The organism is Labrys wisconsinensis, assembly GCF_030814995.1.
Classification (GTDB): Bacteria; Pseudomonadota; Alphaproteobacteria; order Rhizobiales; family Labraceae; genus Labrys; species Labrys wisconsinensis.
This window is the reverse complement of the sequence record NZ_JAUSVX010000015.1, coordinates 148,483-166,402: the sequence shown is the minus strand read 5'-3', so window position 1 is coordinate 166,402 and position 17,920 is coordinate 148,483. Positions and strand designations below refer to the sequence as shown.

Genomic DNA, 17,920 nt, shown 5'->3' with positions numbered 1-17,920 from the left:
AGACACGCCGAAGTGGGGGCAATGATGTTCAAGGTCTTCACGTGCGTCACCGAGCAGCACGACCTGCGCCTCGTCGCCCTGGCCGCGCTCGTCTGCGCCCTGTCCTCGTTCACGGCGGTGACTCTGCTGCACCATGTGCGCCGGTCCGGCGGCCGCCTGGGGCGCCTCTGGCTCCAGGTTGCCGCGGCCGCCTGCGGCTTCGGCATCTGGGCGACGCATTTCATCGCCATGCTGGCCTTCTCGCCGGGCCTGCCGAGCGGCTATTCCGTGCCGCTGACGGCGCTGTCGCTCGGCGCAGCGATCGCGCTGACCGGGCTCGGCTTCGCCATCGCCCTGGCAAAGCGCCTGCCGGCCGCAGCGGCGCTGGGCGGGGCGGCGGTCGGCGGGGGCATCGCCGCCATGCACTATACCGGCATGGCGGCCTTCCGCGTGGCCGGCACCATCACCTGGGACCCGGTGCTGGTGGGCCTGTCCATCCTGCTCGGCGGGCTCCTCGGCGCCGCGGCGCTGCAGGTCGCCCTGAGCGGCCGCACGCTGCGCTGGAAGCTCGCCGGCGCCGCCCTGCTCACGCTGGCGATCTGCGGCCACCATTTCACCGCCATGGGCGCCGTCTCCATCATGCCGGACGGCACGATCGCGGTGCCGGAATCGGCGCTGCCGCCGGCATGGCTCGCCATCGCCGTGGCCGTGGCGAGCCTCGCCATCCTGCTCTTCGCCGCCGCCGGGCTGGCGCTCGACGTCGACCGCCACCATGCCGAGCGCGAGGTCGAGCGCATGCGCGGCCTGGTCAACGCCGCGGTCGAGGGCCTGGTCGTCTGCAGCGAGGAGACCATCATCACGGTGAACGACAGCTTCGCCGCCCTGGTCGGGGCGGCCGCGGCCAGCCTGTCGGAGACATCCCTGTCGGAGTGGTTCCGCGACGCCGCCATGCGGCTGCGCCTGCCCGGCCGGCCGGGCCAGGCGGTCGAGACCATGCTCATCCGGCGCGACGGCTCGGCCATTCCGGTGGAGCTGATCCTGCGGCCGGTCACCTTCGCGGGCCGGCCCCACCAGGCCATCGCGGTGCGGGACCTGCGCGAGCGCAAGAAAGCCGAGCAGCACATCAACTTCCTGGCGCACCACGACGCCCTGACCGGGCTGCCGAACCGGTCCTCCTTCAACGAGATGCTCGACCGGGCGATCGAGACGGCCGGCGGCACAGGCCGGCACCTGGCGGTGCTGTGCCTCGATCTCGACCGGTTCAAGGAGGTCAACGACCTGTTCGGCCATGCGGCGGGCGACGAGCTGCTGCAGCGGGTGGCGGCCTGCGTCACCACGATCCTGCACGACGGCGAGACCATGGCCCGGCTCGGCGGCGACGAGTTCGCCGTGCTCGCGCCCGACCTCGCCGGCCCGGCCGCTGCCGGCGCGCTGGCCGAGCGCATCCTGGGGGCCCTGCTGGCCGAGAACGAGCACTCGACCACCTCCGCCTTCGTGTCGAGCAGCATCGGCATCGCCCTCTATCCCGACGACGCGTCGGACCGCACCGGCCTCCTGATCCATGCCGACACGGCGCTCTACCGCGCCAAGAACGAGGGGCGCTGCACCTATCGCTTCTTCGAGGCGGCGATGGGCGTCCAGGTCACCGCGCGGCGCATGATCGAGCACGAGCTCAGGCAGGCTCTGGCGCGCCAGGGCCTGTTCCTGGTCTACCAGCCCCAGACCCGGGTCGACAGCGGCGAGACCGTCGGCTTCGAGGCCCTGGTGCGCTGGCGCAACGAGGCGGGCGAGGACGTGCCGCCGAGCCTGTTCATCCCCATCGCCGAGGAGAGCGGCACCATCCTGCCGATCGGCGAATGGGTGCTGCGCACCGCCTGCCGCGAGGCCGCCGGCTGGTCGCAGCCGCTCGGCATCGCCGTCAACGTCTCGCCGGTGCAGATCCACAATGCCGGCTTCGCCCGGGTGGTGCACGAGATCCTGCTGGAGACCGGCCTCACGCCGCAGCGGCTGGAGCTGGAGATCACCGAGACCGCCCTGATCCGCGACCTCAATCGCGCCCTGGCGACGCTGCGCCAGCTCAAGGCGCTCGGCGTGCGCATCGCCATGGACGATTTCGGCACCGGCTATTCCTCGCTGTCGAACCTGCGGGCCTTCCCGTTCGACAAGATCAAGATCGACGGCTCCTTCATCAAGGCGGTCGACAGCAACGACCAGGCCGCGACCATCGTCCGCGCCGTGCTCGGCCTCGGCAAGGGGCTCGGCCTGCCGGTGCTGGCGGAGGGCGTCGAGACCCCGGGCGAGCTGCGCTTCCTCAACGCGGAGATGTGCACCGAGGCCCAGGGCTATCTCCTCGGCCGGCCGGCCCGGATCGAGCAGTTCCGCCACCTCACCGAGGGCGAGGCGCGCCGGGGCGTGCACGAGCCCGACCGGGCCCTGCGGGCCAGGCTCTATGCCGTGTCGCCATGAGCGGCCGCAACGACTTCGCCGTTGCAGGATACGAGGCGACGTGAGCCGGCTGCGCTCCAAGTGCCGATTTCAAGTCATCGGTTTCCAGATATGCGCCGAGATGATGTCTCTGAGCTCGGTGCGCACTGTACGGAAAAGAGGACGGAAGGTGGAAGACATCGGCCGCTGCGAGAATGTCGCGAGGATCAACTTGCGGGTGATCGGCGGATCGAAAGGCCAGACTTCCAAGCGTCCGGCCTGGACCAGAAGATGCACGGATGCATAGGGAAGCACCGTGTAGCCGGTGCCTTCCTCCACCAGCAGCAAGGTCGACGGCATGGCCTCCAGCTCCATCTCGATCCGGGGATAGATGCCACGCTCCGTCAGAATGTTGTCGATCAGGCGCCTCAAGCCATGCGGCCGGCTGGGCAAGATCATCGGCAGTTCCGCGAAGACATTGAGGCCGACCGGACCGGGCGGAAGGACGCGTTCCGGCAGCACCGGACCGATGAGGAACAGTTCATCGTCGGCCAGCGGCTCCGTCAGCACGGAAGGATGGCTCGGCGCATTGTAGAGCACGGCGGCGTCGATGCGGCCGGCGATCAGCCATTCAAGGATATGTCCGCTGAACCCCTCGATCACCTGCAATGCGACATTCGGGAACTCGTTCTTGATCTTCTTGACCAGGGGCACCGTCAGCACAGTGCCGACCGAAGGCGGCACGCCGAGCACGAGTCGCCCCTTGGGCGAGGACTTGAGATTGGAAACCGCGTTCTTCGCAAGCCGCATCCTCTCGACGATCTCGTCGGCATGGGCCTTGAGAAGAGCGCCGGCTTCGGTCAAGACGACGCCCCGCCCGTTGCGGTAGAAGAGCTCGACCCCGAGCTCTTCCTCCAGTCCGCGTATGTGGCGGGTGATCATCGGCTGCGTGACGTTCAGATCGAGGGCAGCTTTGGAAAAGCTGCCGGCCGACCCGACGGCGATGAAGACCTGAAGCTGCTTCGTGTCCAACTCTCGCCCGTCCGACCAGCTGTGAGGCGGAGCGCCAGCTTGTGATGCCTTCAGGCACCGAACTGGTACTTCAAGCCCTGGATATTCAAAAAGACCGCGTAGACCGAAGTCGTCGCCGTTATGAACAACCTGTTGTGGCGCGGCCCGCCGAAGACCACGTTAGCGACGATTTCCGGCACCAGGATCTTGCCGATCAAGTCACCGTCCGGCGTGTGGCACTGAACGCCGTCCCAGGCGCTGATCCAGAGATTGCCGGCGATATCGACGCGAAAGCCATCCGGAATTCCGGGCGAGATTTCGGCGAACAAGCGAGAATTTGTCAATTTGTCGTCCACCACGTCGAACACCCGGACATGGTGAGGGGCATTGCGGTCGGTCAGGAAGCCGGAGTCGGAGATGTAGAGATGCTTCTCGTCGGGCGAGAAGGCGAGGCCGTTCGGCATCGAGAAATCGTCGGCGACGACCGCGATCCGGCCGGACCGAGGGTCGATGCGGTAGACGCGGCAGCCAGGCTGCTCCTGGACCCCCTTTCGGCCGACATAGTCGGAGATGATGCCGTAGTTCGGGTCGCTGAACCAGATGCTGCCGTCCGACTTGACCACGACGTCGTTGGGCGAGTTCAGCCGCTTGCCGCCGAACGAGTCGGCGAGGACGGTGATCGAACCATCCCATTCGGTGCGGACCACGCGACGCTCGCCCTGCATGCAGGTGACGAGCCGGCCCTCCCGGTCGCGGGTATTGCCGTTCGGATTGGCGACGTGGCCGCGGAAGAGCGAGACCGTGCCGCTCTCCTCGTCCCAGCGCAGCATGCGATCGTTGGGAATATCGCTCCAGATCAGCGAGCGGAGATCGGCAAAATAGACCGGCCCTTCGGCCCAGCGGTTTCCCGTATGGATGGTTTCGAGGAAGGCGACGGGATCGATGAGGTCGCCAAATCGCCTGTCGATGGTCTGGTAGCAGGACATCGTTGGCCTCGCCTATGGCAAGCCGACGGCGGCGGTCTTCGTCTCCGCATGGGGATGAAGCCCCCGCTCGCCGAGTTCGCGTTGCCGGTCCGATTGCTTGAAGCCGCCGAATGGCGAGAGATGGCTCATCGCGCGGTCCATGTCGCCGAAGACATCCTTGCTCATTCCGGGACGGTCCTTTCCTCTTTTTGCTCGCGAGGTCACAGGCCGGGGGTCGGCCGATACTTGCGTCCGCGCGCGACCACGCGCCCGAGAGAGCCGTCGGTCAGATAGACCTGCGTCGCCCGGGAATCGTATGGGACGTTCTCCTGGCCGGGATAGCCGATCAGGTCCCGCACGCGCGGGCTCATGTAGTAGGTGGCGATGGCGATGGTCGTGATCGCGTTGAAGGCTTCGCCATCTTGCCTGTTGATCCTGTCGAGATGGGCCTCCGCCCCGTCGCCGAGATCGGTGGCGATGCCGCGGGCAAAGCCCTCCTTCAGGTCGACGCGGAAATCGAGCGACTTTTCGACATCGGCGAAGCTGCAGACGTCGCTGAAGCTCGGCATCCGGCCGTGCGCCGGGATCAGGAAGTCGGCCATGGCGAAGAAGGCCGGTTCGTCCGTCATGGGTCAGGCCACCTTCTGGTTGCGACGCTCGGAGAGCATTCGGCGCGTGTTGCGAAGCGCGACCGCCATGATCGTCGCGGTTGGATTGGTGGCGCCCGAAGTCGGAAACGTCGATGCGTCCATGATGTAGAGGTTGGGGACGTCGTGGCAGGCGCCCCATTGGTCGACGACCGAACGCTTCGGATCGTCGCCCATCACGGTGGTCCCGATCAGGTGCCAGCCGGATTCGCGCACGGGCGTCGAGACCAAGGTCTCGATGGCACCGGCCGCCCGCACGGATTCCAGGCAACGGTCGATATTGAACTGCAACAGGCGGTTTGAGTTCTCGTTCACCTTGTAGATGATCTGCGGAGCCGGCAGGCCATCGGAATCGACGAGATCCTTCGAGAGGACCACCTGGTTGCTCTCCTCCGGCAGGTCCTCGCCGACGATTCCCCAGATCAGCGAATGGCCGAAGCGACGGGCGACGTTCTCGTGCAGATTGGCGCCCCAGAAATCCTGGAAGCTGCCTTTCTCGGCCACGTAGACCTTGGAACCGATCGCGCCGGAGACGCCGACCGGCCCTCCGGACGGCATGCAGTTCCATTTCGAGCCGCGGACGAAGCCACGGCTTTCGTCCGTCTCGTAGAATTCGAGCGAATAGACCTGCTGGCCGAAGGGACCGCGCCAGGAATCGAGCGGATCCTCGTAGGAGGCCAGGATGCTCGCGAAGGGATGCATCATCAGCCGCCGGCCGACCAGGCCGGAGGAATTGGCCAATCCGTCCGGATGCCTGGCGCCGCCGGACATCAGCAGCAGCCGCGGCGTGCCGACGCCGTTGGCGCAGAGAATGACGACCTTGGCCCGCTGGCGCCGCTCGCGACCATTCGCATCGATATAGACGACGCCGGTCGCCAGGCCTTGATCGTTCGTCTCGACCTCCTTGACGCGGGCGCGGGTGACGAGCCGCGCCCCGGCCTTCAGCGCGAGCGGCCAGTGCGAGCGGTCGGTCGTGGATTTCGCCCCTTCCGGACAGCCGGTAAGGCAGGTGCCGCGACGCACGCAGGGGTTGAGCTCACCGAACTTCTCCGACGGAATGGCGTTGCTGCCGGGCCACCAGTGCCAGCCCATCCTCTCCATGCCGAGCGCGCCGCGCAGGCCCACGGAGCCGATCGGCAGCGCCGGGAACGGATATGCGCCGCGCGGCGGAAAGGCCGGATCGCCGGCGAGGCCGGAGACGCCGACTTCGCGCTCGATCTCGAGCTGGTGGGGCAAGAGTTCCTCGTAGGAGAACGGCCAGTCTTCGGCCACGCCGTCCAGCGACCGAACGCGGAAGTCGGACGGCAGGAAATGCATCCATTGCGCGCCATAGAGCGTTGCGCTGCCGCCGACCCCTGCGAACATCAGCGGGTTGATGTCCGTCGTCGAGGTATCGACGGGATAGTCGGTGGGGTTGTCGCGCACGTTCGGATTCGGATGCCAGAGCTTGGTGCTGACCAGCTCGTGTTCCGGCCGCGCGCCGGTGTAGTCGTTGTATTCGGGCCATTCGCCCTGCTCGAGCACGACCACGGAAACGCCGGCGCGCGCCAGGTGGAGCGCCGCCACGGAGCCGGAGGGGCCGGCACCGACGATCACGGCGTCCACCTCTTCGTCGCGTCGCCCTCGGGCGTTCCGTTCCGCCAGACTCTCGACCGTCATTGTCTTCCTCCCAAGCGATCCGGCGGCCGGCGATATCTCACGCCAGCCGCGTCCGGTAGAACGCCGCGGCGCCGATGATGATGATGCCCTTGATGATGAGCTGCATCTCGATGGGGAAGCCGAGCAGCAGAACGAGATTGCTGATGACCACGAGCACCGCGACGCCCAGCAGCGCGGCAAAGACGTTGCCGCGCCCGCCGGACAGTGCGACCCCGCCCATGACAGCCGCGACGATCGAGTCGAGCTCGTAGCCTTGGCCGACCCAGTTGGAGACCGTGCCGACATAGCCGAGCAGAAACAGGCCGCCGACGCCGGCGCAGACCGAGCAGATGACGTAGCAGAGCATCACCACGCGCTCCGGTGCGACGCCGTTGAGGAACGCCGCCTTCGGATTGCTGCCCACCATGAATATCTCGCGCCCCAGCCGCGAGCGGTGCAGCACGACGCCGAAGGCGATCGCCAGGAACGCCAGGGTGATCAGATTGACGGGGATGCCGAGGATCCGGCCAGCGGCCAGGAACCGCATGCCCGGCGGCAGCGTGCTGATCGGCGCTCCGCCCGTATAGGCGAAGCGTAGGCCCTGCAGGATGATCATCATCGCCAGCGTCGCCAGGAACGGGCTGACATTGCGCTTGGCGACCAGCCAGCCGTTCACGAGGCCCACCACGGCGGAGAATGCGATCGCGGCGACGAAGATCAGCGGAATCGCGTCGTTGGTCGTGGCCTTGAAGGCGGTGGCGAGGACAGCCACCGTGGCCATCAGCGAAGCCACGGAAAGATCGAGGCCGCGCACCAGGATGACGAAGGTCTGGCCGACGACGACCATGCCGAGCGGCGCCGCGATCGTCAGCACGTTGACGATATTCGCCGGCTGCAAGAATGTCGGTGAGACCACCGCCGCCACGATTATCAGCACGGCGAGGAAGATCACGAGCCCGTAGCGCTCGAAGATGGAAGCGACGGAAAGGCCCTGGGATCGCGGAACGGGGGTGTCGATGGGCGCCATCGCTATCTCCGCTTCGCGGTGTGGATGCCGACCGCGACGATGATGATGAAGCCCTGAATGACCCACTGGACGTAGGATGAGACATTCACGAAGTTCAGCAGGTTGTTGAGCATGGTGACGAGGAGCACGCCGAGGAACGTGCCGAGCACGCCGCCGCGTCCGCCGGCCAGGATCGTGCCGCCGACGACGACGGGCGTGATCGACTGCAGCGTCAGCGCGGCACCGATGCGCGGATCGCCGACGCCGGTTCGGGCGGTCAGGAAGATGGCCGCGACGCCGGCGCAGAGGCCCGACAGCGCATAGGCAAGCACCACGATCCGGTCGACGGGCAGGCCGTTCAATCGGGCAGCCTCGCGATCGCCGCCGACGAAATAGATGGTCCGGCCCGAGCGCGTCCGCTGCAGCCAGAGGCCGGCGAGTGCGAAGATCGCGACGAGCACGATGGCGCTGACGGGAATGCCGAAGACGGTCGCGTAGGCGACATCGGCGAAGGCCCGCGGCACCGAACCGCCCGGCTCCTTGCGGTACATCAGCGTGCCGCCGAAGATGATGGAGGACATGCCGAGCGTGACGATCAGGGGATGGACCCGCAGCACGACGGTCAACAGGCCGTTGACCATGCCGACGCCGGCCGCGGCGACCAGGGCCAGCGGAAGGGCGAGCCAGACCAGGTCCGGCCGCCATTGCAGAAAATTCGCCAGGAAGACGGTGAGCGCGCTGACCAGCGAGCCGATCGCCAGGTCGATGCCGCCCATCAGCACGACAAAGGTCTGGCCGAGGCTGACCATGCCCAACACGACGAGTTGCTGGAACAGGTTGCCGATGTTGCGCCAGGTGAGGAAGCGGTCGGACAGGAGGCCGCCCGCGACCACCAGCGCGATCAGCAACGACGCCACGATGAGGTAGGAGACCATCAGCCGGTTGCGGCGCAGATCCACGGCGAGCGCGCTCATCGATGCAGGCTCCCGATCGCGACGCGCGTGTCGAGAGGGGCTCGATTCCGGATCATGCGACCGGCTCCACGCCGAGGTCCATGGTGGCTCTGTGATGGTCGATGGACCGCACGGCGAGATCCATGATCGCCTCCTCGCCCAAGGACTCGCCGTGGATTTCCCCGGCCACGTGGCCCTGCACCATCACGAAGACCCGGTCGGAGAGGCCGACGATCTCCGGCAGCTCCGAGCTGATCATCAGCACCCCGACCCCCGAATCCGCCAGCCGGCGGACGATGCGGTAGATCTCGACCTTGGCCCCGATATCGACGCCGCGGGTCGGCTCGTCGAGTATGAGCAGCCGACGGGCGATCCTCGACCAGCGGCCGAACAGGACCTTCTGCTGGTTTCCGCCTGAAAGATTGCCGACCTTCATATCCGGCGACGGCGTCGCCACCGAAAATTCCCGGATCTGCCGCACGGCCAGCGCGCGCTCCTGCCCGCGGTCGATCAGGCCGCGCTTGGTGATGCTGCCGAGATCGGGGGCTACGACATTCGCCGAAATCGGCAGGCCGAGAAACAGGCCTTCGTCCTTGCGGCTCTCGGTGAGAAAGCCGAGGCCGCGACGGATCGCGTCCCTTGGTACCTTCCTTTCGAACGGCTTGCCGTCGAATTCGATTGTCCCGCCTTCGATGGCGCGCATGCCGAAGATCGCTTCGGCGACTTCCGTGCGTCCGGAGCCGACCATGCCGGCGACGCCGACGATTTCGCCCGCCTTCACGCTGAGGCTGACGTCGCGCACGCGCGGACCGGCCCTGAGATTGCGGACGGTCAGGACGTCCGGACCTTCGGCGGGCGTCTTGCGCCGCGCGGGATAAATCTGTTCGAGGCGCCGGCCGACCATCCTGGTGATCATGTCCTCGCGTGTCAGGGCGGCCACCGGACTGGTCCCGACGACCTGGCCGTCCTTCAGGATGGTGACGCGGTCGGCGATCTCGAAAATCTCGTCGAGCCGGTGAGACACGTAGACGATGCCGACGCCTTCGCCGCGCAGCCGGCGCATGTTCTCGAACAGGAGGTCGACCTCGCGTCCGGAAATGACGGCGGTGGGCTCGTCCAGGATGAGGAGCCGCACGTCGCCGACCAGAGCCTTGGCGATCTCGACCATCTGCCGGTCGGCGAGCGGCAATTCGTCGATCCTGGCATGGGTCGGAATGGCGACGCCGAGCCGAGAGAGGATTTCAGCGGCGCGGGCGTGGCGGAGGCGGCCGGATATCAGCCCGAGCCGGTTGCGCGGCTGCGCGTCGACCAGAATGTTCTCGGCGACCGACAGTTCCGGGAAGAGCGCCAGCTCCTGGTGAATCACGTGAATGCCGGCCGCGCGCGCCTCCTTCGGCGATTGCCAGGAAACCGGCTTCCCGAGATAGGCGATGGTTCCAGAGTTCGGCCTGACAGCCCCGCCCATCACGCGAATGAGCGTCGACTTGCCCGCACCGTTCTCGCCGAGAAGCGCATGGATCTCGCCGGGCCGCACGGCGAAATCGACTTTGTCCAGGGGTTTGACGCCCGGATATTCCTTCTCGATCTGGCGAAGCTCGATGACTGGGCTGGACATATCCGGCGCTCGACATGCACGGCACGCCCGGACGCGCGCCCGTCGCGGACGCGCGCCCGGTCAAGCCGGAGACCTATTTCGGATAGTCTGGATTGAACGTGCTCGGATTGTATCCAGCCGGCAGACCATTGCTCGGCGACAGATCACCGGGATCGTTCATGCTGACGTGATCGAGGAGATGACGGTCGCCCTTGACCGAGACCGTGTCGGCGCCCGGCGACGTGACGACCTGGAAGCTCACCTCGACCTTGTCCGGGACCGAGACACCCTTGAGCACGTCGAGCACGGTCTCGATGCCGGTGATGCCCATCGAGGTCGGATAGTCGATGCCGACCATCTTGATGTTGTGCTGGCTTGCCAGCTGATACATGCGGGCGACGTCTCCACCGGTCATCGGCGGGATCTCGCCGTCCTTGTAGCCGGCATCGAGAAAGGCTTCGATCGCCCCGTAGCCCTGCAGCGCGCTGTCGGCCAGCACCCCGTCGATGGTCTTGCCGTGCTTCTGGATCAAGGCGGCCATCACCGTCTTTCCCGTGGCCGGGTTCCAGTCGCAATATTGCTTTTCCAGGACCTTGACGCCCGGGAACTTCGAAAAGACCTCCTCATTCGCCTTGATGCGGATTTCCGCCACGCTGGAGCCGGCGATGCCCGGCAGCATCACGATATTGCCTTTGCCGCCGAGGGTTTCGCACAGCCACTGAGCCTCGAGGCGGCCGAGCGCCCAATCCGAAGCGGTCACATACGTGATGTAGTTCGACGCCGTCTTCACCTTGCGGTCGACCATGACCACGGGAATGCCCTGCTCCGTGGCGCGGCCGACGACGGAATCCAGCGCATCCTCGGTCGAGGCCGCGATCAGCAGGATATCGACGCCCTGGCTGATCAGGTCCTGAATGTCGGCAATCTGCTTGGAAGGATCGTCGTTGGCGTCCGTCACGAGGAGATGGGCGATCTGGTCGCGATGCTGACCGGCGGCCCAGAGCACGCCGTGCTGAAAGGCGACGCGCCAGGCGTTGGAAATCGAGGCGTTGGAAAATCCGATCGTATAGGGACCGTTCTTCTTCCATTTGGACGTGTCGACCATGGTGTTGGGATTGGGATTCCACATCCATGTCCGCGGCACGCCGTAATAGCCGGGCTTGGCATCGGACGCTGACGCGGCAGCGGCGGGACTTGCCTGCGCAAGCTGCATCGCCGGCACCGCGCCGATGGCCGCAACGGCGGCAGGCACGTTGCGAATAAAGCTCTTTCGGGAAATCCTGTGATCCAGGATAGTCTTCATGGACATTCGTTCCTCCTCCGAGACGCTCGATAGAACGCCGATAGTTTTTTTCTTGCACCACACGTTCAGAACAATAGATAAGATGTTCTGGATATAATATTCGAAAGCAAAACAGGTCACGTCTTCGACGTGAATAGATCGCGATCCGGCACGCCATCGACATTGAAAATCGCCGAACGACCGCAGCGAGCACAAATAGCAGTTGAACTTTGGAAATCGTCAAGTCTTGGCCGTGTAATAGCTGCTATTACCCTTTTGAGCATTGGGAGGGTCGGAAGATGCGACTTATCTAGCCCGAGTGCCGGTCGCCCGAGGTGCGTCCGCTGGAGGGGAAGTGGTGAATATTCTCGTGGTCCTGCGCATGGTGCCGGATTCTGCCGGCGAGATTCAGCCGGCTGAGGATGGCCGCGGCATCGATCGCGAGTGGCTGGACTTCCAGCTCAACGATTTCGACGATCACGCGCTCGAGGAAGCGATCCTCATCAAGGAAGCGGCGGGTGCCAGGGTGACGGCCGTCGCCGTCGGCGAAGGCGCCAACCGGGTGCTGCAGATGGCTGCCGCCCGAGGGGCCGACGAGCTCGTCGCGCTCCAGGCCGGAGAGGACGCCATGATCTCCCCGCGGGACATCGGCGCCTCGATCGCGGCGATGGCGCGCAGCAGATCGGCCGACCTCGTTCTTTGCGGGGTGCAGTCGGTCGAGGATGTCTTCGGCCAGCTCGCGCCCTATGTCGGCGCGCTGCTCGACCGCCCCCATGTCTCCGGCACGAATCGAATCGTGGCCGATGGCGGCCGGCTGCGGGTCACGCAGGAGCGCGGCGCCGGCGTCGCCGTGACATACGAAGTGGCGATGCCGGCCGTGCTGGGTGTCCAGACCGCATCCAAGGCGCCGCGCTACGTGTCCGGCAGCAAGCTTCGTGAAGCCTCCAAGACCCCCATCGGCCGCGCCGCGCCGGAACCATCCGGCTTCGAACGGTCCGCCGAGCTCGTCAGGCTGCGCCAGCCGGCTCAGGGCGGTTCGGGAGAGACCTTGGGCAACGATGCGGAGACTGTCGCCGACCGGCTGGTCACCATTCTGGCGGCCAAAGGCCTGGCGAGGAAGGCACCATGAAGATCATTGCCTGCACCGAGAGCCGTTCCGGCAAGATCGAATCCTTTTCGCTGGAAATGATCATGGCGGCTCGGTCCGTCGCCCAAGCCGGCGACGAGGTGGTTGCCTTCTTCGCCGGCCGTGACAGCGAGGCCGCCGCGGCTTCGTTCGGCGCGGCCGACAGGCTGATTGCCGCGCGTGCGGCAGGGACCGAGCTGATCCCGGCCGAGTCCTATGCGCACCTGCTCCGCGATGCCATCTCGACCGAGGATCCCGGCCTGCTGCTGATCCCCTATTCGGCGAACGGCCTCGATGTCGCCGCGGACATCGCGGCGCGCACCGGCTGGCCGCTCGTGTCGTATGTCAACGACATCCGGCGCGATCGCGACACCCTGGCCGTGACTGCGCAGATGTATGGCGGCAAGATCCTGGCCGAATGCGTGGTGACGCTGCCCGCCATCCTGATGATCAATCCCGGGGCCTTCGGCGAGGCGCCCCTCGGCCCGGTCGACGCCGCCGGGCTGCGGGAGATCGACGCGGATTCCGTCGTCGCAGGCGGCAAGGTGAGGATGGTCGCCATCGACGTGCCGGACTACAGGGACGTCGACCTCACCACCGCCGAACGGATCATCTGCGTGGGCCGCGGCATCGGCGACGAGGCGAGCATCGACATCGCGCGCGAGCTGGCGGCGATCCTCGGCGCCGAGATCGCCGGCAGCCGCCCGGTCGTCGACAATGGCTGGCTGCCGAAGATGCGGCAGGTCGGCAAGTCCGGCCAGAAGGTCAAGCCGAAGCTCTATTTTGCGCTGGGCGTCTCCGGCGCCCCCGAACATCTCGAGGGCATGTCGCAGTCCGATCTCATCATCGCGATCAACACCGACCCGAAGGCCCCGATCTTCAACGTCGCGCATTATGGCGCGACCTGCGACCTGTTCGACCTCGTTGCCAGCCTGAGCGAGAGGCTGCGGGCGGCTGCGAGCGGCTGAGATGGCATCGACGGTGTCGCTCTGGATTCTGGTGGCGGCGGCAATCGCGCTGACGGGCTGGCGCGCCCGTCGCTTCGCGTCCGCTCTCGCCAGCGCGCCGAGGGCCGACCGCTTCGACCAGCCGCTGCAGCGTCTCAAAGGCGTGGCGAGCGCCATCGGCCTGCACAGGAAGATGCTCCGCAAGCCACTTGCCGGCATCCTGCATGCGATCATCTTCGTTTCGTTCTTCGTCCTGTTCACCGCGACGATTGAGGCTTTCGGCTCGCGCCTGTTTCCGGGGTTCTCGCTGGCGCCGATCGGCGGCGAGACCTGGATCGCGGTTCTCCAGGACATGTTTGCCGTGCTGATGCTCGTCGGCGTCGGGCTGGCGCTCTACCAGCGCTATCATCTGAAGCCGGCTCGCTTCGTGGGATCGAGCGGCCGGGATGCGGCGATCATCTATGTGCTGATCGTCCTGATCGTGGCTTCGCTGCTCCTCGAGGCGGCGGCCCGTATTTCAGGCGGCGCCGACGGCTCCTGGCGCCCGGTGGCCGCGCTTCTGGCCCGCGGCCTCGGCCGGCTCGGCGTGCCGGCGCATGCAGCCGAAGCGGTCTTCTCCTGGGTTCACGTCGGCGCCATCCTGGCGTTCCTCGTCTACATTCCAGGCTCGAAGCATCGGCATATGGTCCTTGCCGCGCCGAACATCTATTTCCGCAATCTCCAGCCGCGCGGCCTTGCACCGGCCGTGCCGCCGACGCGGGACACACCCGGCGTCGCATCGCTGGCCGAGTTCGACTGGAAGCAGCAGCTCGATCTCCTGTCCTGCACCGAATGCGGTCGCTGCCAGGCGGTCTGCCCGGCCTATGCGGCGGGCCAGCCGCTGAGCCCGAAGACGCTGATCACCGACATGCGCGACGCCCTCGCCGCCGGCCCTGCCGCCGGTCCGCTGGTCGGCGGCGTCATCTCGGAGGCGACGCTGTGGGCCTGCACCACCTGCCGCGCCTGCATGGAGGAATGCCCGGTCGAGATCGAGCATCTGCCCAAGATCATCGACATGCGCCGCCATCTGGTCGACGAAGGCCGCGTCAGCGCCGGCCTGCAGGACGCGCTGTCGAACCTGACGCGGCTCGGCAATTCCATGGGCAAGCCTTCCAGGATGCGGGCGCGCTGGACGAAGGAACTCGGCTTTCCCGTCAAGGACGCCCGCAGCGAGCCGGTCGACGTGCTGTGGTTCGTCGGCGACTACGCCTCCTACGATCCGCGCGTGCAGGAGGTGACCCGCAAGGTCGCGGAGCTGCTGACCGCCGCCGGCGTCGACTTCGGCATTCTCTTCGATGCGGAACGCAACAGCGGCAACGACGTGCGCCGTGCCGGCGAGGAAGGCCTGTTCGAAACGCTCGCCCAATCCAACATCGATGCGATCAAGGGCTGCACCTTCAATCGGATCGTCACCACCGATCCGCACAGCCTGAACGCCCTCAAGAATGACTATCGGCATTTCGGCGCGGAGTTCGAGGTCCTGCACTACACGGCCTTGCTGGCGGAGTTGATCGCCGCCGGCAAGCTGGACATCGCGCCGGCCGACGGCGCCAGGGTCACCTATCATGATCCTTGCTATCTCGGGCGCTACAATGGCGGCTTCGATGCTCCGCGCGCGCTGATCCGGGCGGCGGGCTATGGGCTCCACGACATGCCGCGCTGCCGCGAGAACTCCTTCTGCTGCGGTGCAGGCGGCGGGCGCATCTGGCAGGGCGACGACGGCGTCGCCGAACGGCCCAGCGAGAACCGCATCCGCGAGGCGCTTGGTCTCGGCGACATCCGGTATTTCGTGGTGGCCTGCCCCAAGGACAAGGTGATGTATGCCGCCGCCGTCGATGCACTCGGCGTCGCGGACACTTTGGAGGTGAAGGATATCGCCGAGCTCATCGTGCTCCGCACGGGCGGAGCCGACGGCGTCCCGGCCGAGGCGGTCAGGCCGGAGATCGTGTCTGACACCATCGGCCGGTGAGCTCGCCGCATTGGTCCGGTCCAGTTGCAGATCGGACGGCGCAGTCGCCGCCGGCGGCGTCGCGGCACGGGGCGGCGGCAGGGCGCGGCAGCCGCGCGATCCGACCGACATAACTGATATTCGTGCGACAGGTCTATGCCGCCAGACGCGGCGCGGCGATGTTCGCCTCCGGGAGGAGGCTCGCCAATCCAGTCATCGCAGCATGACACGGCCCCTCCGCAACCGGTCAAGGAGGATGAGGTCGTGCGCAGCGTGCGCCTGTCACAGGAAGGTATCGTCTTCGCGCTCTCGGTTGTTCTCTTCGTCATCTTTTCCCTGACGCTTCAGAATTTCCTGACCGCCGGCAACCTGATTGCGCTGGTTCGCAGCGTCGCCATCCTGGGGATCCTGGGGCTCGGCATGGGCCTCGTCGTCGTCGGACGCGGCATCGACCTCGCCATGGTCGCGACCATGGTGGTGTCGCTGTCATGGGCGCTTGCGCTCGCCCAGGCCGGGATGGCGCTGGGGATGGCTCTCCTCCTGGCGCTCGCCCTGGTGCTGGTGATCGGACTGGTGAGCGGCGTCCTCGTGGCCTATGCCGACATACCGGCGATCTTCACGACGCTCGCCATGGGCCTCGTCGCCTACGGCGCCGGCCGCGCCTGGCTGTTCCAGATCGACGTGCAGAACAGTCCCGCCGGGATCGCCTGGTTCGACTTTCTCGGCCGTGGCACGGCCGGCGGCATCCCGATGCCGATCATCGCCTTCGCGGTGATCGCCGGCATCGTCGCGCTTCTCCTGCGGCGCACGCGCTTCGGCCGCTTCGTCTACGCGGCTGGCGACAATGCACTCGCCGCCCGCATCACCGGCCTGCCGCTCCGGCCGCTGATCGTGGCGCAATACATGCTGTCGTCCTTCATCGCATTCCTTGCCGGCATCGTCATGGCCGCTGCCGTCTCCAGCATGAGCACGCGCATCTACAACTCCACGCTCATCTACGATGTCCTCCTGGTCGTCGTCCTCGGCGGCATCAGCCTGAGTGGCGGCCGCGGCGGGGTCCGTAACGTGCTCGTCGGCACGCTGCTCGTCGGCGTGCTCCTGAACGGCATGACGATCATGGACTTCACCTACACGACGCAGAACCTGATCAAGAGCCTCATCCTGCTCCTCGCCATCACGGTCGACAGCTTCATCAATCCCCGCGACGAGCAGACGTCCCAACAGGCCCAGGGCGACATCTGAAATTGCCTCGAACGCTTCCTCGGGGGTGCCGGGTTCCGCCCGAGCCGAGAGCGCTGCCGACAAAGCCCGCAAAGAGAACGACCGGAGGAGATCCCATGAAGATCCGCACCCTTTTCACCGCCGCCGTCCTGGCCGTCGCCGCGGCCTTTCCGCTCCATGCCGACGAGGGGCTCGATAACCCCTCGCGCAATCCCTACTACGAGGGCCTGAAGGGCAAACGGGTCGTCTTCATTCCCCTGGCGATGGGCTTCGACCTGACCGAGGGCTGGGCGGCGATCATGCGCAAGCAGGCCAAGGATCTCGGCTACACGCTCGAGATCCGCGATCCGAACTGGAGCACCGACGCCGGCACACGGGCGCTGACCGCGCTCATCGCCGAGAAGCCCGACGTCATCATCGCCCACAATCCCGACGTCCAGTCCTATGCCCGGCTCCTGAAGCGGGCCATGGATGCCGGCATCAAGGTCATTCAGCTCAACCTCGAATCCGTCGTCCCGACCGACGCCTATATCGGTGCCGACTGGTCGCGGGTCGGCTATATCGAGGCCGACGAGCTCGTGAAGCGCTGCGGCACGGGCTCGGGCAAGTCCGGCAAGATCGCCATCGTCCGCGGCCAGCCGACCGCCGCCTCCGACCTCTACGAGCTCTACGCCTACAAGCAGACCTTCGCCAAGGATCCGGCCATCAAGGTCGTCTCCGAGCAGGCGGCGCAATATGATCCGGCCAAGGCGCGGGCGATCATGGAGACGGTGCTGCAGCAGCACCCGGATCTCTGCGGCGTCGTCGGCAACTGGGACAACCAGGATGTCGGTGCCGGTGCCGCGATCCAGGCGGCCGGCAAGGACAAGGACATCTTCGTCGTGACCTCCGGCGGCGGCAACCAGATCGGCTGCGACAACATCAGCAAGGGCCTGCTCGACATGATCGTGAGCTACGACGTGCCGCTGCAGGGCGATGCGATCAACCAGCAGATCGTCCAGACGCTGCTCAATCCGGCCAAGGCCGGACAGTCGAAGGCGACCTACTATACGCCGCTGACCCTGCTCACCAAGGACAATATCGGGTCCCGGACCTGCTGGACTCTCGACCAGCTGAAGTAAGACCGAAGAGCATCCGGGC

The 17,920-nt window shown here is 66.4% G+C and carries 15 protein-coding genes; 6 read left to right on the top strand and 9 right to left on the bottom strand.

The genetic code is table 11. The features are described 5' to 3' along the window. Positions 1-24 precede the first annotated feature (24 nt). Positions 25-2,445 carry a bifunctional diguanylate cyclase/phosphodiesterase gene (locus tag QO011_RS31310; RefSeq protein ID WP_307281267.1) on the top strand — a complete coding sequence of 807 codons (2,421 nt, stop codon included), beginning with the start codon at positions 25-27 and terminating at the stop codon, positions 2,443-2,445. A 69-nt stretch (positions 2,446-2,514) separates the two neighbouring features. Here QO011_RS31310 and QO011_RS31305 read toward each other — a convergent pair whose 3' ends face one another. The 9 genes from QO011_RS31305 to QO011_RS31265 form a co-directional block, all read right to left on the bottom strand. Then, positions 2,515-3,435 (bottom strand): LysR family transcriptional regulator, encoded by a 921-nt coding sequence (locus QO011_RS31305; protein ID WP_307281266.1) that lies wholly within the window; start codon positions 3,433-3,435, stop codon positions 2,515-2,517. 50 nt (positions 3,436-3,485) lie between these two features. After that, entirely contained in the window at positions 3,486-4,400 is a 915-nt protein-coding gene (locus QO011_RS31300; RefSeq protein WP_307281263.1) for an SMP-30/gluconolactonase/LRE family protein, read from the bottom strand. 12 nt (positions 4,401-4,412) lie between these two features. Then, positions 4,413-4,565 (bottom strand): hypothetical protein, encoded by a 153-nt coding sequence (locus QO011_RS31295; RefSeq protein ID WP_307281261.1) that lies wholly within the window; start codon positions 4,563-4,565, stop codon positions 4,413-4,415. A 35-nt stretch (positions 4,566-4,600) separates the two neighbouring features. After that, on the bottom strand, positions 4,601-5,008 hold the full coding sequence (locus tag QO011_RS31290) for a hypothetical protein (protein WP_307281259.1): 408 nt from the start codon (positions 5,006-5,008) through the stop codon (positions 4,601-4,603). A gap of 3 nt (positions 5,009-5,011) precedes the next feature. Beyond that, positions 5,012-6,685 carry a GMC family oxidoreductase gene (locus QO011_RS31285; RefSeq protein ID WP_307281414.1) on the bottom strand — a complete coding sequence of 558 codons (1,674 nt, stop codon included), beginning with the start codon at positions 6,683-6,685 and terminating at the stop codon, positions 5,012-5,014. Between the two features lie 37 nt (positions 6,686-6,722). Beyond that, positions 6,723-7,691 carry an ABC transporter permease gene (locus QO011_RS31280; protein ID WP_307281256.1) on the bottom strand — a complete coding sequence of 323 codons (969 nt, stop codon included), beginning with the start codon at positions 7,689-7,691 and terminating at the stop codon, positions 6,723-6,725. Between the two features lie 2 nt (positions 7,692-7,693). Continuing rightward, positions 7,694-8,644 carry an ABC transporter permease gene (locus QO011_RS31275; protein WP_307281255.1) on the bottom strand — a complete coding sequence of 317 codons (951 nt, stop codon included), beginning with the start codon at positions 8,642-8,644 and terminating at the stop codon, positions 7,694-7,696. Between the two features lie 52 nt (positions 8,645-8,696). After that, entirely contained in the window at positions 8,697-10,238 is a 1,542-nt protein-coding gene (locus tag QO011_RS31270) for a sugar ABC transporter ATP-binding protein (protein ID WP_307281252.1), read from the bottom strand. A 73-nt stretch (positions 10,239-10,311) separates the two neighbouring features. After that, complete coding sequence (locus QO011_RS31265; protein WP_307281250.1) at positions 10,312-11,640, bottom strand: substrate-binding domain-containing protein; 1,329 nt, start codon at positions 11,638-11,640, stop codon at positions 10,312-10,314. Between the two features lie 229 nt (positions 11,641-11,869). Between QO011_RS31265 and QO011_RS31260 the strand changes: the two genes are divergently transcribed. The 5 genes from QO011_RS31260 to QO011_RS31240 all read left to right on the top strand — a co-directional run bounded on the left by QO011_RS31260 (position 11,870) and on the right by QO011_RS31240 (position 17,901). Then, the gene (locus QO011_RS31260; protein WP_307281249.1) at positions 11,870-12,628 is read left to right on the top strand and encodes an electron transfer flavoprotein subunit beta/FixA family protein; all 759 of its coding nucleotides are present in this window, start codon (positions 11,870-11,872) and stop codon (positions 12,626-12,628) included. Further along, positions 12,625-13,593 carry an electron transfer flavoprotein subunit alpha/FixB family protein gene (locus QO011_RS31255; RefSeq protein WP_307281247.1) on the top strand — a complete coding sequence of 323 codons (969 nt, stop codon included), beginning with the start codon at positions 12,625-12,627 and terminating at the stop codon, positions 13,591-13,593. The genes QO011_RS31260 and QO011_RS31255 overlap by 4 nt, the downstream gene beginning before the upstream one ends. A gap of 1 nt (position 13,594) precedes the next feature. After that, positions 13,595-15,580, top strand: a complete 1,986-nt coding sequence (locus QO011_RS31250; RefSeq protein WP_307281245.1) for a heterodisulfide reductase-related iron-sulfur binding cluster — start codon at positions 13,595-13,597, stop codon at positions 15,578-15,580. 243 nt (positions 15,581-15,823) lie between these two features. Next, positions 15,824-16,801, top strand: coding sequence for an ABC transporter permease (locus tag QO011_RS31245; RefSeq protein ID WP_307281242.1), 978 nt, complete (start codon positions 15,824-15,826; stop codon positions 16,799-16,801). A gap of 95 nt (positions 16,802-16,896) precedes the next feature. Then, positions 16,897-17,901, top strand: a complete 1,005-nt coding sequence (locus QO011_RS31240) for a sugar ABC transporter substrate-binding protein (RefSeq protein ID WP_307281240.1) — start codon at positions 16,897-16,899, stop codon at positions 17,899-17,901. The last annotated feature ends 19 nt before the right edge of the window (positions 17,902-17,920 follow it).

Excerpts from the sequence above, each read along its gene's own strand:
- QO011_RS31270 (WP_307281252.1), bottom strand. The coding sequence starts at position 10,238 with ATGTCCAGCCCAGTCATCGAGCTTCGCCAGATCGAGAAGGAATATCCG.
- QO011_RS31240 (WP_307281240.1), top strand. The coding sequence starts at position 16,897 with ATGAAGATCCGCACCCTTTTCACCGCCGCCGTCCTGGCCGTCGCCGCG.
- QO011_RS31255 (WP_307281247.1), top strand. The coding sequence starts at position 12,625 with ATGAAGATCATTGCCTGCACCGAGAGCCGTTCCGGCAAGATCGAATCC.
- QO011_RS31275 (WP_307281255.1), bottom strand. The coding sequence starts at position 8,644 with ATGAGCGCGCTCGCCGTGGATCTGCGCCGCAACCGGCTGATGGTCTCC.
- QO011_RS31310 (WP_307281267.1), top strand. The coding sequence starts at position 25 with ATGTTCAAGGTCTTCACGTGCGTCACCGAGCAGCACGACCTGCGCCTC.
- QO011_RS31295 (WP_307281261.1), bottom strand. The coding sequence starts at position 4,565 with ATGAGCAAGGATGTCTTCGGCGACATGGACCGCGCGATGAGCCATCTC.
- QO011_RS31285 (WP_307281414.1), bottom strand. The coding sequence starts at position 6,685 with ATGACGGTCGAGAGTCTGGCGGAACGGAACGCCCGAGGGCGACGCGAC.
- QO011_RS31280 (WP_307281256.1), bottom strand. The coding sequence starts at position 7,691 with ATGGCGCCCATCGACACCCCCGTTCCGCGATCCCAGGGCCTTTCCGTC.
- QO011_RS31300 (WP_307281263.1), bottom strand. The coding sequence starts at position 4,400 with ATGTCCTGCTACCAGACCATCGACAGGCGATTTGGCGACCTCATCGAT.
- QO011_RS31250 (WP_307281245.1), top strand. The coding sequence starts at position 13,595 with ATGGCATCGACGGTGTCGCTCTGGATTCTGGTGGCGGCGGCAATCGCG.
- QO011_RS31290 (WP_307281259.1), bottom strand. The coding sequence starts at position 5,008 with ATGACGGACGAACCGGCCTTCTTCGCCATGGCCGACTTCCTGATCCCG.